Consider the following 12,824-nt stretch of genomic DNA (forward strand, 5'->3'; position numbering starts at 1 on the left):
CTCAGCAATCGTTGGTTACATCTTTGATTTCTCGCGGAGTAACTTGTGATGCTGATAATCTTGTTGACTATCAGTCTGACTGCACAAGCACCCACACGAATTGCTTGATTCAGTTGTTAAAGAGCGGCTGGTTAAGATCTTTCGTCTCAACCGAGGGGCGCATTCTACAGCAGCCTCTGTTGCTGTCAAGCGGTTATTTTCAGAAGTTTTCAAATAATCCTTTGTAACTTCAACCACTTGCGCTTTCGATCTCTCGTCAGCGGGAGGCGAATTCTACAGCGTTACACGCTGCTGTCAACACCTCTTTTTCAACTTCCTTCTGGCTTCGATGACCTGAAGCAACCTGCTGCCGAAAACTGCGTAACTCTTTGTTTACCAAGGAGTTTTCCGTTTCGACTGCGCCGGAAGTGGGGCGAATTATAGACAGATAAAATTCGCCGTCAACTGCTAATTCAGGATTTCTATCAGAAAGCCGCCAAAGCCCTGAAAACCTGGCTGAACAGGCACTACTCGCACAAAGACTGCGCAGTATATTGCTCAATCCATATTAGTTGAGCATGATGTGCCACACGTATGCTCTCTCGCCTCCTGATTCTGGAAGACTCCACGCAATGAATGACCACCCCCGCAGCCTGGCTTCGACTCTGCTCCCGGTCGGCCTGCTATTAATAGCCATGGCGTCGATTCAGTCCGGCGCGTCCCTGGCCAAAAGCATGTTCCCGGTCGTGGGCGCCGAAGGAACGACGACCCTGCGACTGGTCTTCGCCAGTGTGATCATGGTCCTGCTGCTGCGCCCCTGGAAAGCCAGGCTCACGGCCAGCTCATTGCGCACCGTGATTGTCTACGGGGTGGCGCTGGGTGGCATGAACCTCCTCTTCTATATGTCGCTGCAAACCGTGCCCCTGGGTATCGCCGTTGCACTGGAGTTCACCGGCCCCCTGGCAGTGGCGATCTATGCCTCACGCAAGGCCATCGACTTCATGTGGATCGGCCTGGCGATCGTCGGCTTGCTGCTGCTTATCCCGACGGACGCGGCAAGCGCGAGCATTGACCTCGTGGGTGCCGGTTACGCACTCGCAGCCGGCGTCTGCTGGGCGTTGTACATTCTCTTCGGCCAGAAGGCCGGGGCAGACAATGGCGTGCAGACCGCCGCGCTCGGGGTGATGATTGCCACTCTCTTCGTTACACCGTTCGGAATTGCCCATGCCGGTGCTGCGTTACTGACGCCGTCGCTGATTCCCATCGCGCTTGGCGTGGCGATTCTGTCCACCGCCCTTCCTTATACCCTCGAAATGGTCGCCCTCACCCGCATGCCCGCACGCACCTTTGGCACGCTGATGAGCATCGAGCCCGCTGTCGGCGCCTTGTCCGGGCTGCTGTTCCTGCACGAGTACCTGTCCCTGGCGCAGTGGATGGCCATTACCTGCATCATCCTCGCCTCCGTGGGCGCAACCATGACCATGCGCAGCGAATCCAAGCCGCTGGTGCCGGCAGACTAAGTTTCATTCTTACGAAGGTCTGGTATTTAGCGCTCAATTAGGCCATTTTAGCCCCGACTCGACATAGGATATCGACAGCTCGGGTAGGGATGTCATCGACAAGAAATGAAAGCGCACGCTGTCAGGCTTGGGTGCCAGACCCGAGACCGTATTAGGGAAAGGAATGAAACGATTTTTGGTACTTGTTGCAGTACTTGCCATTGCCGGATGTGCCGCGACCTCTAAAACCGAAGTTAAGCGTGGAAAAAAAGGCCTTCACATCAACTGTTCCGGCCTTTCGTCCTCCTGGGACAAGTGCGACGCAACCGCCGTCCACGCGTGCGGACCAAAAGGCTACAAGGTAATCGCCAAGTCCGGTGACAGTGTCGAGGACCCGGGCGATTATCCGTTTGGCTTGAACCCTGCCGGATATACCAGCCGCAGCATGATTATCATCTGCAAGTAATCCGTACATTCCGGTCAGGCTTTTCGAGTGGCTATCTGCAGTCCGATTTCCTCGTAGCCTGACTGCAATACGCTGCGCTGGACCTCAGGACTCACCAGCATCCGCGCAACCACCAGTGCCCCGACACATTGCGACAGGATGGCCCAGGCCAGACTGTCGCTCTCCAGAACAGCCGCCCAGCTTTTGTGCAATCGACATATCCACTGCTCCGCTTCCTGGCGAACGCGGACATCGGAGCGTGCAATCTCGGCCCCCAATGCGGGCAGTGCACACCCGGTCCCGGGCTGCTCGACATGGGCCATGCTCAGGTAGTGCTTGAGACAACGCTCTAGCCTGTCTCGACTCAAGTCCCCCTCGCCACTCAATCGCTCAAGGCTGTGACGCAACTCGCGCTCGACGATCGATACGAAAAGCTCGTCCTTGGAGGCGAAGTGGCTGTAGAACGCCCCGCCGCTGAGCCCGATGGCTTTCATCAAGCCATCGACACCCACGGTGCTGAAACCTTCGGTCTTGGCCGATACCGAGCTGCTTTCCAGCAGTTTCTGCCTGGTTTCCAGTTTGTGACTGGCTGAGTAGCGCATGCTTTTCCCCGAACTTCCATCACCTTGACGTACTCGCAATCGTAGCATAACGTTCGTTTAGTTAACGACCGTTTACCAAAGAGCGATCACTATGACCACTGCTATCAACAACAAGAAAGTCGTACTGGTTGTCGGGGCCGGCGATGCCACCGGCGGCGCCATTGCCAAGCGTTTTGCGCAGGAAGGCCTGATTGCCTGTGTCACCCGTCGCAGCGCCGACAAGCTGCAACCATTGGTCGATGCCATCAAGGCCAACGGTGGCGAGGCCCACGGCTTTGCATGCGATGCCCGCAAGGAAGAAGACGTGATCGCGCTGGTGGAACAGATCGAAAGCCAGATCGGCCCGATCGAGGCCTTCGTCTTTAACATTGGTGCCAATGTGCCGTGCAGCATCCTTGAGGAAACAGCCCGCAAGTACTTCAAGATCTGGGAAATGGCTTGCTTCTCGGGTTTTCTGAACGCCCGTGAAGTGGCCAAGCGCATGGCGACCCGCCAACGCGGCACGATTCTGTTCACCGGGGCCACTGCCGGCCTGCGGGGCGCCGCCGGGTTTGCCGCGTTCGCCGGCGCCAAGCATGGTATCCGTGCCCTGGCCCAAAGCATGGCGCGGGAGTTGGGGCCCATGAACATCCATGTCGCCCATGTGGTGGTCGATGGCGCCATCGACACTGACTTTATCCGTGAGAGCTTCCCGGACAAATATGCGCTCAAGGACCAGGACGGCATTCTTGACCCCGCGCACATTGCCGAAAACTACTGGTACCTGCACAGTCAGCCGCGGGATGCCTGGACCTTCGAACTGGACCTGCGCCCCTGGAATGAACGCTGGTAAGCACGCCCCCCAGAACAATAATCAGAGCGTATCGAACATGAGCAAAACCCTGGAGTTCTACTTCGACCTCGGCAGCCCCGCCACTTACCTGGCCTATACCCAACTGCCGAGCCTCTGCGAACAAACCGGCTGCCAACTGATCTACCAGCCGATGTTGCTGGGAGGCGTGTTCAAAGCCACCGGCAACGCCTCGCCGGCGACGATCCCGGCCAAGGGACGCTACATGTTCCAGGACCTGGCGCGGTACGCCAGGCGCTACGGCGTACCGTTCAGACTCAACCCACACTTCCCCATCAATACCTTGCTGCTCATGCGTGCCGTCACCGGCATCCAGCGGCAACAGCCCGAGCGGTTCCTCGATTTCATCGATTGCCTGTTCCAGGCGATCTGGGTCGATGGCCGCAATCTCAATGATCCGGCAACCGTCGCCGCCGTGCTCAGCGAACACGGCTTTGATCCCGACACCGTGCTGGCGTTGACGGCGGACGAAGACGTCAAGGCTGCCCTCAAGGACAACACCGAGCAAGCGATCAGGCGGGGAGTGTTTGGTGCGCCAAGCATGTTCGTCGATGACCAGTTGTTCTTCGGTCAGGACCGACTGGACTTCGTTCGCGAGGCGTTGAGCTAAGTCTGGGTCAAGCTGTGCGCCGGCAGCCCTGGCCGACGGCGCACGCTTGAGTCAGATAGCGGCAGTGCGGGTGTTCAGCCAGGCCAGGGCAGCACCATCGAGCAGAGGGCTCAGGCGCTCACGGACTTGTGCGTGATAGTCGTTGAACCACTCGCGCTCATCCTGGGTCAGCAATGAAGTCTCCAGGCAGCGGGTGTCGATCGGGCACAGGGTCAGGGTTTCGAACTTGAGGAATTCACCGAACTCGCTGCTGCCCGCCTCACGGTTCAACACCAGGTTCTCGATCCTCACCCCCCAGCGCCCCGGACGATAAGTACCCGGCTCGATCGAGGTGATCATCCCCGGTTGCATCGCGGTTTGCGGCGCTGCCGCGGCTTGATAGGCAATGACTTGCGGGCCTTCGTGAACGTTCAGGAAGTAACCGACGCCATGCCCGGTGCCATGGCCGTAATCAACGCTTTCGGCCCAGATCGGTGCCCGAGCAATCGAATCGAGCAACGGCGAGAGAATGCCGCGCGGGAACTGGGCGCGGGACAAGGCAATCACACCCTTGAGTACCCGCGTGCAGTCACGCTTCTGCTCTGCGGTAGGCGTGCCCACCGGGGCCATGCGCGTAATGTCGGTGGTGCCACCCAGGTATTGACCGCCGGAGTCGATCAGCAACAGGCCGTCGCCCTCGATCACCGCATGTTCGTCTTCGGTAGCGTGGTAGTGCGGCATCGCACCGTTGGCATTGTAGGCCGCAATGGTGTTGAAACTCAGCGACACATAACCCGGACGACGGGTACGGGCAGCCGTCAGGTGTTCGTCAATGGTCAGTTCGGTGATGCGCTCACGCCCCAGGGCGTCGTCCAGCCAAGTGAAAAACTCGCACAGTGCTGCGCCGTCCTGCTCCATGGCCCGGCGAATGTGCTCGGCATCGGCGAGGCTTTTCTGCGACTTGGCCAGGGTGGTCGGGTTCAAGCCTTCAACCAGCTTCACCCCACTGCCCAGGTTCCCCAGCAGTCCGGCCGTCACCCGCGCCGGGTCGACTTGCAGGCTTGCACCGTTGGGCACCGCTGCCAGGGCCTGGGCCACTTCCTCGTAGTCACGCAGGGTGACGCCGTCTTCTTCGAGGACCGCGCGCAAGGACGCATCCACTTTGCTCAATGCGACAAACAGCGTGGCCTGCTCCTGGTTGATCAGCGCAAAGGACACGAACACCGGGTTGAACGACACGTCGCCGCCACGCAGGTTGAACAGCCAGGCGATGTCGTCGAGGGTGGCGATGAAGTGCCAATCGGCACCGCGCGTTTTCAGGGCTTCACGCAATTTGGCGAGCTTTTCACCGCGACTCACAGTCGCCTGTGGTGGCAAGTGCGGGTAGATCGGTTGATCCGGCAGGCTCGGGCGATCGTTCCAGGCCTCATTCAACAGGTCGATATCGGTACGCAGCCGGGCACCACGCTCTTCAAGCTTGCTGCCCAGGGTGCGCGCCGAAGCCACGGCCATCACCGCACCATCCACCGCGACCACGCCACCTTCCGGGGTTTGCTCGGCCAGCCACTCCAGCGGGCCAGGCTGCCCCGGTTGCAGCTTGACCAGTTCGATGCCGCTGCCCTTGAGTTCCTTGGTCGCCTGCTCCCAGTAACGACTGTCGGCCCAGACGCCGGCGAATGCCTGAGTGACGATCAGCGTACCGACCGAGCCATGAAAGCCCGACAACCACTGACGCCCCTGCCAGTAACCCGGCAGGTACTCCGACAGGTGCGGGTCGGCCGACGGCACCAGCAGGGCGTGAATGCCCTCCCGGCTCATCAGCTCGCGGGTGAGCGCCAGGCGCTGGGGAACCGTTCCTTGGGTCAAAGGCTGCGTACTCATCATGTCTCCTGCTAACCACTTGATATTGTTATAGAGCGCTGACTTCTGATCGGCGCATCAGGGTTGGGCGGTAGCCCAGAACGCCGGTGCACTGGCGCTTGCTGCCTTGATCAACTGTGCCGCCTGATCAATGTCCTGCTCGGTGGTGAAACGTCCCAGGCTCAAGCGAATCGTCCGCCCGGCCGCCCGTGCGTCGTGGCCCAGTGCCAAGAGCACATGGGACGGCACATTGTTTGCCGAATTGCAGGCCGACGTGGCCGAGAAGGCAATCGAAGCACTCAAGAGCTGTGAATTGAACTCGCCCTCGTTGAAGGTCAGGCTCAGGGTATGGGGAATGCGTTGCGTCGGGCTGCCGTTCAAACGCAGGCCGGCAATCCCGTCGAGCTGCTCAAGCAAACGTTCGTGCAGCCGGGTGATGGTAGCCCCCTCCTCGGCAAAGTGCTCGGCCGCCAGGGCGAAGGCTGCGCCCATGGCCGCGATCTGATGGGTGGCCAGGGTTCCGGAGCGCAAGCCCCCCTCATGTCCTCCGCCATGGATCTGTGCCTGCAAGCGCTGCTGGGCGCGCGGACCAACGTAGAGCGCGCCGATCCCCTTGGGACCATAGACCTTGTGCGCGGAAAACGACATCAGGTCGACCGGCCACTGGGCCAGGTCAATCGCCACTTTGCCCGCACCCTGCGCCGCATCGACATGGAACAACGCACCGTGCTCGCGCACCCGCTGGCCAATGGCCGGGATGTCGTTGACGGTGCCCAGTTCGTTGTTGACCAGCATCAGCGATACCAGGAAGGTGTCGTCGCGCAGCGCTTCGCTGACCGCTTGGGCGGTGATCAGCCCTTCGGCATCCGGCAGCAGGTAGGTGACTTCAACACCGGTCTCCTGCAATTGCCGTGCAGTGTCGAGGATCGCCTTGTGCTCGATCTGGCTGGTAATGATGTGCCCGCCGGCCTGCCCCCGGGCCTGGGCCACGCCCTTGAGGGCGAGATTGTTCGATTCGGTGGCGCCGGAGGTCCAGACGATCTGTTGCGCCTGCGCCCCCACCAGATCGGCGACTTGCTGCCGGGCATGCTCGACCGAGAGGCGGGCCTGCTGGCCAAACGCGTGGGAGCTGGACGCCGGGTTGCCGAAGTTGCCGCTGAACCCCAGACAGTCGACCATCACCTGGATGACCCGCTCATCCACCGGCGTGGTGGCGGCGTAATCGAAATACAAAGGACGCTTATTCATAAAAGACTCGCAGAGCTGGTTCCGGGATCAGGTGCATGGGCTGGCATTGCCGCGCCACGCTCAGGGTAGCGCGCGAATGGCAGGCACTCAGCAATACCTGATCGGATGCCGTTAAAGAAAGACAACTTCATTTAAAAGTGCGTAGGAACGCTCCTGAAGTCGAGCTTAACAGGCATCGGACATCCGGTCGAAGCACCCGTCAGCTGAAGCTCTCCTGCAGCATCGGGTACAACGAGGCCACCAGCAACAGCGCCATGCCCCAGTTGAACACCCGCAGCCAGCGGCGATCACGCAGGACATTGCGCAACAGACTGCCGCACACCACCCAGAGACTGACACTGGGCAGGTTGATCAAGGCGAACACGGCGGCGATGACGATCACGTTGGTGAAGTAGCCCTGCAAGGGGGTGTAGGTACTGATGGCACCAATGGCCATGATCCAGGCCTTGGGATTGACCCACTGAAACGCCGCGGCCCCCAGGTAACTGATCGGCCGGGCCTGATCGTGCCCGGTGTCGGACACCGGCCCCGAGTGGGCGATTTTCCACGCCAGGTACAGCAAATAGGCCGCGCCGATAAAACGCAGCACGCTGTAAAGCAAAGGGTAAGTCTGGAACACAGCGCCCAGGCCGAACCCGACCGCCAGCACCAGGCTGAAGAAACCGCAGGTAATGCCAAGCATGTGCGGAATCGAGCGGTTAAACCCGAAATTGACCCCCGAGGCCAGCAGCATCGTGTTATTCGGGCCAGGGGTAATCGACGTTACCAGGGCGAACAGGGCAAAGCCCAGCAGTAAATCCAGTGAGAGCGTCATGGCGCATTCCGTCGGTGTCAGTCAGATACCGACCCTATCGCAGCCGCGGTCTGCCGCCCATGGACAGTTGGGTAAAACTTCGAGCAGTACAGTGCCTCAACTGGAACGACCGTGAAGCGTCACGCCCCGCTCGGCGTTCATCTCACCGTGCTGGTCGAAGCCGAAGGTCTTTTGCGGTTGGCCAAGCAGTTCGGCTTTTTTGGCCTGGTATTCATCAAACGACAATCCACGGCGATTCAGGGTTTCCAATGCCAGCTCCCGGCTTTCCTCGGCGGTGTAGGGGCGCAACTCGGGCGCGGACTGGCTGGCACAACCGGCGAACACCGAGGTCATCAACAACAACGAAGAAACGAGCAAAACGTGCATGAGGGCGATTCCCGGGAGCTGGCCTGAAACAATGGACACAGGCTACCCCCGCCCCTTTCGGGAGAAAAATCATCGTCCTCGATAGTCATTATTGAGCGCACTGCCGTCTTTCCACGGTTCAGTTCACCAGGCTGCACTGCAACGCATTGTCTGCGCTGCGTTCGATGCTGCGCAGCACCTGGAAGGAGCCAAAGGTGACGCCCTTGGCCTGATGGGCGCGGATCAGTTGCCAGAAATCCTGTTCACCGCTCTCGAAACCGCGAAACGCCGCCTCACCTGCTTCGCGCGATTGCCATTGCAGGTAATTGAGCACGCGCCGGCCGTCATCGCTGGCCTGCACGCTGGCACTGAGAAAACCCTGGTAGTGCTGGGCCAGATGTTCGGTCTGTGCAGACAGCGCCGAGACCAATCCTGGCTGTTGATGGGGTTCGATCTCGAACTCGATCAGTTGGGTAAAACTGCAATTTCTCTCTACTGGTTGCATGAGGATTCCCCCTGGCACGTAAGTCGCGACTTGCGAATGAAAGGTCGGCAGGATAAAACCTCTACTTAAGTAAAGGTCAAGCGGCAATTGAAATGACGATCAAGGAAAACCTGCACAAAGAGTTGAGCGTCGGCCAATTGGCCGAACGCAGCGGCGTAGCGGTCACAGCCCTGCACTTCTACGAGTCCAAGGGGTTGATCAAGAGCAACCGCAATCAGGGCAATCAACGGCGCTATCCTCGCGAAGTACTGCGACGGGTGGCACTGATCAAGGTTGCCCAGCGCCTGGGCATCCCCTTGGCGGAGATCGGCCGGGCACTCAAGTCCCTCCCGGATCACCGGGCTCCGACGGCCACGGACTGGAAACAGCTGTCCGCGCAATGGAGCAAGGACCTGAATGAGCGAATCACTCAGCTGACCTTGCTGCGCGACAAGCTCAACGGCTGCATCGGTTGCGGCTGCCTGTCGATGGAGGCCTGCCCGCTACGCAACTACGGGGATGTGCTCGGCGAACAAGGCGCGGGGGCACAATTGCTGGCGCCGGGAACGACTGATCAGCAGTGGCATGACTGATAGCCCTTTAATGGCCATACTGCAGTCCGTCGGCCTCTCGGAGAGGTTGAACAGGCTGGCCTATAGTTATCCGACCGGAAACCGGCGAAGGACTTGCACCACCCCATCAACGAAAACAGGGAGAACGGTCATGAGTGTCAAACCCATTCCCGAGGGTTATCGAAGCATCACCCCCTATCTGGGCATCCAGAAAGCCGCTGAAGCCATCGAGTTCTACAAGAAAGCCTTCGGCGCCACGGAAATCATGCGCCTGGCAATGCCCGATGGCAGTATCGGCCATGCCGAACTGCGTATCGGCGACTGCGCGATCATGCTCGGCACGCCGTGTGATCAAGGTCCGCTGAGCAACCCCGACAATTCACCTTCCGTTGGCCTGCATTTATATGTCGAGGATGTTGATGCTAGCTACACCCAAGCGATCGAGGCCGGCGGTATCGTGGTTTCAGAAGTGAAGGACCAGTTCTATGGCGACCGCTCGGGGACCCTGAAAGACCCCTTTGGTCACCTGTGGTTTCTGGCGACCCACAAGGAGGACTTGACCCAGGAACAGATCGAGCAGCGAGCCAAGGAAATGTTCACCCCGCAATAATCCCCTCCCCTGCAGGAACCGGCTGGCCAGCGAAGACGGCGTATCGACCCTCATCGCCTCGGCGCCAGCCGGCTCCCGCAGGCCTGCGCGTCAACCGCAGCCCCACCCTGAAACATTTGCTTTCACATCGCCCTTCTGGATTTATGATTCTCATTCGTCTTAATGAGATGCAGCGGCCTCGTAGGCAAAAGCCACGGCCAGCTTTTTCGGGAATCACGGTGCTCGGGCACCGCTCCTCTCATCGATTAAAGACCCCCATTCATGTCGAAGAAGTCCCGCTCCAAACTCTGGTTCCTGGTGCACAGCTGGCTCGCGTTGCCCATCTGGTTCTTTGTCCTGATCGTCTGCGTCACCGGCACCCTGGCGGTGGTCAGCCAGGAGATTGTCTGGCTGGCCAATCCGGACATCCGTGCCAGCCAGCCGTCCGACGACGCCGAACTGCTCAGCTATGACCAGCTCATCGCCGCCATCAAGAAGGCCGAACCAGACACCCTTGTCGAGTCCATCAGCCGCCCCGATGAATCGCACTTCGCCCTGTCGGCTGATGTCAGCTACCCCGACGGGCGATCAGTCACGGTCTACGTCAACCCCTATACCGGGGTGATTCAAGGGATCAGCCCGGACTTCAACTTCCAGGCCTTCACCCGCGCATTGCATGGCTGGTGGCTGGTGCCGTTCACCAACGGTTTCAGCTGGGGCTGGTACCTGGTGTCGTTCCTGGCTATTCCGTTGCTGGTGTCCCTGATCACCGGGCTGGTGGTGTACAAGAAATTCTGGAAAGGCTTCTTCAAGCCCACGCTACGGGTTCGCCACGGCACGCGGATTTTCTGGGGAGACTTCCACCGCCTCAGTGGCATCTGGTCGATCTGGTTCATCGCGGTGATTTCCATCACCGGCGTCTGGTTCCTGATCCAGGCGCTGCTGTCCGACTTCCACATTTCCATATCCAGCGAACCGGTGATCCCGGTGGTGGCCCGGGAGAGCGTGCCGCTGTCACCGAGCGGTACGCCAGCGAAAATGATCGACCTGGACAACGCCATCCTGATTGCCCAGGAGAAAATCCCGGGGCTGGAAGCCAGCTTCGTCAGCCTGCCATCCAACGCCTACAGCCACCTGACCATCGGTGGCCGTGGCTGGTACCCGCTGATGTTCCAGACCGCAACGATCAACCCCTACAACGGCGACATCGACGCCTCGCGCCTGTTGTCGGACCGCACCGGCCTCGAGTTTGTCACCGAGTCCATGCGGCCCTTGCACACCGGTGATTTCGGCGGGCTGTGGATCAAGCTGATCTGGTTCTTCTTCGGCCTGGTGTTGAGCATGATGGTCCTCAGTGGCCTGCTGATCTGGACCAAACGCACGGCCCTGGCCACCGCCAATGCCCTCAAGCGCAGTAACAAGACCGCGCGTCCCGCCAGGGCCGGGCAGCCGGTTCCCGCCATGCACATCGACACGCCGGAGGGCAGCCTGTGAGCAACGTCACCGCAGCAGCACCGTCGCGCCTGAGCCAGCTCTGGCACAAGTGGCGCTTTCACATCAATGTCCTGCTGATCCTGATTCCACTGGGGTTCATGCCCAAGTACTTCGCCGACGTCGCGCTGTTTCGCGGCGACAGCGGGTTGGGCGAGCGTGAAATCGGTGAGGTCCAGGTCGGCCCCTGGAGCCTGCGCCTGGCCGAGTTGCGCAATGCCGCGCCGGAAATGTCCGGCCCGGCCGGCTACATGAAGAGCTTCAACGCTGCGCTGTGCAAGACCTGCGCCGAGCAGGTCAAGGCCACCTACCTGCGCATCGGCAAACCCCGCAGCCTGCGCGCCGCCGGGGTGATCTTCTTCGGTACGCCCTACCGCATGGGCGCCATGCTGCCGGTCCCGGAGAAGACCCGCGCCGACGCTGAAATCTGGATCACCATGGAAGGCTGGGACGGCAGCCTGCACCAGGCAGCCGTGCCACTGAGCAAGGCGTCCCCGGCCACCCTCGCCTGGCTGAACAAACAAGGAGGCAAACCATGAAGAGCGCCCACCCCATGACCGCTGTACGCCTGATCGGCAGCGCTCTCACCCTGGCACTCAGCGTGGGCTTCAGCGCCCAGGCGCTGGCTCACAACCCGATGTGCGAGTGCAAGGCCATCGATGCCGAACAAATTCGCTGCACCGGTGGCTTCTCCGATGGCAGCGGCGCCCCCGGCGTCACCCTGGATGTCATCGGCTACGACGAAACCATCCTGGTACCGGGCAAGCTGGGCACCGACTCGACCCTGACCTTCAAAAAACCGGGGGCCGAGTTCTACGTCCTGTTCGACGCAGGTCCAGGCCACGTGGTCGAGATCGACCAAGCGGATATCGAGGCCCCATGAGCAACCCGACGACACAGGTAGTCCGCCCGGCCGGTGCCGGCCATGAAACCCTTTATGTACTGCTCTTGTGCCTGGCGATCCTGACGGTTGCCGCGTCGGTGGTGCTCTGGCGCGGCGAGACGCAAGCGGTCAGCAGCATCGAACGCCATCAACTGGACGCCCGACGCGACCTCAGTGCCTCCGAACAAGGCATCTACGCCGACCTGCGGGTAACCCTCGACGAGATCCACCTGCTGCGCGAAGAACAGCACACCCCGCCCTCCCCGCAAACCCTTGCCGATGAAGGTTTTGCCCCCTTCGCCCAGGACGCCAGTTCGCTCAGCCGCGGCGCTCATGCCTGGCAAATGCTGGTATCCGGCGCCTACTTCGGTCACAGCCAGACGCCGAGCGTGGCCGGTTCGTTTCTGATGCGCCTGAGCGCTGACGATGAGGGCGAGCCGGACATCTGGCTCAACCGTAGCGCCAGCCTCACCGCCCCCTCCGACCTGGCCGATGCCACGCTCATCAGCGCGGGCTGGCAACAGATCGTCGCCCAATTCGATGCCGGCGTCACCCGCCAGCATCGGCACTGATT

At 60.6% G+C, this 12,824-nt stretch carries 16 protein-coding genes; 10 read left to right on the forward strand and 6 right to left on the reverse strand.

The features are described 5' to 3' along the window. The first annotated feature begins 611 nt into the window (after positions 1-611). The gene (rhtA, locus tag CKW25_RS14090; protein WP_095080062.1) at positions 612-1,499 is read left to right on the forward strand and encodes a threonine/homoserine exporter RhtA; all 888 of its coding nucleotides are present in this window, start codon (positions 612-614) and stop codon (positions 1,497-1,499) included. A gap of 163 nt (positions 1,500-1,662) precedes the next feature. Beyond that, positions 1,663-1,944, forward strand: coding sequence for a hypothetical protein (locus CKW25_RS14095; RefSeq protein ID WP_095080063.1), 282 nt, complete (start codon positions 1,663-1,665; stop codon positions 1,942-1,944). 14 nt (positions 1,945-1,958) lie between these two features. Here the strand turns inward: CKW25_RS14095 and CKW25_RS14100 are convergent, their stop codons facing one another. After that, entirely contained in the window at positions 1,959-2,525 is a 567-nt protein-coding gene (locus tag CKW25_RS14100; protein WP_095080064.1) for a TetR/AcrR family transcriptional regulator, read from the reverse strand. Between the two features lie 91 nt (positions 2,526-2,616). Here CKW25_RS14100 and CKW25_RS14105 point away from each other — a divergent pair, with 91 nt between their 5' ends. Continuing rightward, on the forward strand, positions 2,617-3,357 hold the full coding sequence (locus CKW25_RS14105; RefSeq protein ID WP_095080065.1) for an SDR family oxidoreductase: 741 nt from the start codon (positions 2,617-2,619) through the stop codon (positions 3,355-3,357). Positions 3,358-3,394: 37 nt separating this feature from the next. Next, complete coding sequence (locus CKW25_RS14110) at positions 3,395-3,985, forward strand: 2-hydroxychromene-2-carboxylate isomerase (RefSeq protein ID WP_095080066.1); 591 nt, start codon at positions 3,395-3,397, stop codon at positions 3,983-3,985. A gap of 51 nt (positions 3,986-4,036) precedes the next feature. Here CKW25_RS14110 and CKW25_RS14115 read toward each other — a convergent pair whose 3' ends face one another. From CKW25_RS14115 to CKW25_RS14135, 5 genes are all read right to left on the reverse strand, one after another. After that, positions 4,037-5,845 carry an aminopeptidase P family protein gene (locus tag CKW25_RS14115; protein WP_095080067.1) on the reverse strand — a complete coding sequence of 603 codons (1,809 nt, stop codon included), beginning with the start codon at positions 5,843-5,845 and terminating at the stop codon, positions 4,037-4,039. A 57-nt stretch (positions 5,846-5,902) separates the two neighbouring features. Then, positions 5,903-7,072, reverse strand: a complete 1,170-nt coding sequence (locus CKW25_RS14120; protein ID WP_095080068.1) for a cysteine desulfurase family protein — start codon at positions 7,070-7,072, stop codon at positions 5,903-5,905. A 199-nt stretch (positions 7,073-7,271) separates the two neighbouring features. After that, a complete protein-coding gene (locus CKW25_RS14125) occupies positions 7,272-7,886 on the reverse strand; it encodes a LysE family translocator (RefSeq protein ID WP_095080069.1) in 615 nt (204 codons plus the stop codon). 96 nt (positions 7,887-7,982) lie between these two features. Next, positions 7,983-8,252, reverse strand: coding sequence for a hypothetical protein (locus CKW25_RS14130; RefSeq protein ID WP_095080070.1), 270 nt, complete (start codon positions 8,250-8,252; stop codon positions 7,983-7,985). Positions 8,253-8,370: 118 nt separating this feature from the next. After that, on the reverse strand, positions 8,371-8,736 hold the full coding sequence (locus CKW25_RS14135; protein WP_095080071.1) for an antibiotic biosynthesis monooxygenase: 366 nt from the start codon (positions 8,734-8,736) through the stop codon (positions 8,371-8,373). A gap of 92 nt (positions 8,737-8,828) precedes the next feature. Here CKW25_RS14135 and soxR point away from each other — a divergent pair, with 92 nt between their 5' ends. From soxR to CKW25_RS14165, 6 genes are all read left to right on the forward strand, one after another. Continuing rightward, entirely contained in the window at positions 8,829-9,308 is a 480-nt protein-coding gene (gene soxR, locus CKW25_RS14140; RefSeq protein WP_095080072.1) for a redox-sensitive transcriptional activator SoxR, read from the forward strand. 130 nt (positions 9,309-9,438) lie between these two features. Beyond that, positions 9,439-9,897 (forward strand): VOC family protein, encoded by a 459-nt coding sequence (locus CKW25_RS14145; RefSeq protein WP_095080073.1) that lies wholly within the window; start codon positions 9,439-9,441, stop codon positions 9,895-9,897. A gap of 261 nt (positions 9,898-10,158) precedes the next feature. Next, positions 10,159-11,370, forward strand: a complete 1,212-nt coding sequence (locus CKW25_RS14150; protein WP_095080074.1) for a PepSY domain-containing protein — start codon at positions 10,159-10,161, stop codon at positions 11,368-11,370. Beyond that, a complete protein-coding gene (locus CKW25_RS14155; protein WP_095080075.1) occupies positions 11,367-11,906 on the forward strand; it encodes a thiamine pyrophosphate-binding protein in 540 nt (179 codons plus the stop codon). Before CKW25_RS14150 ends, CKW25_RS14155 begins: the two co-directional genes overlap by 4 nt. Before the next feature lie 14 nt (positions 11,907-11,920). Beyond that, the gene (locus CKW25_RS14160; protein WP_095080394.1) at positions 11,921-12,250 is read left to right on the forward strand and encodes a hypothetical protein; all 330 of its coding nucleotides are present in this window, start codon (positions 11,921-11,923) and stop codon (positions 12,248-12,250) included. After that, entirely contained in the window at positions 12,247-12,822 is a 576-nt protein-coding gene (locus CKW25_RS14165) for a DUF6162 family protein (RefSeq protein ID WP_095080076.1), read from the forward strand. Before CKW25_RS14160 ends, CKW25_RS14165 begins: the two co-directional genes overlap by 4 nt. The last annotated feature ends 2 nt before the right edge of the window (positions 12,823-12,824 follow it).

Source organism: Pseudomonas sp. Irchel s3h17 (assembly GCF_900187505.1).
In the GTDB taxonomy this organism is placed as follows: Bacteria; Pseudomonadota; Gammaproteobacteria; order Pseudomonadales; family Pseudomonadaceae; genus Aquipseudomonas.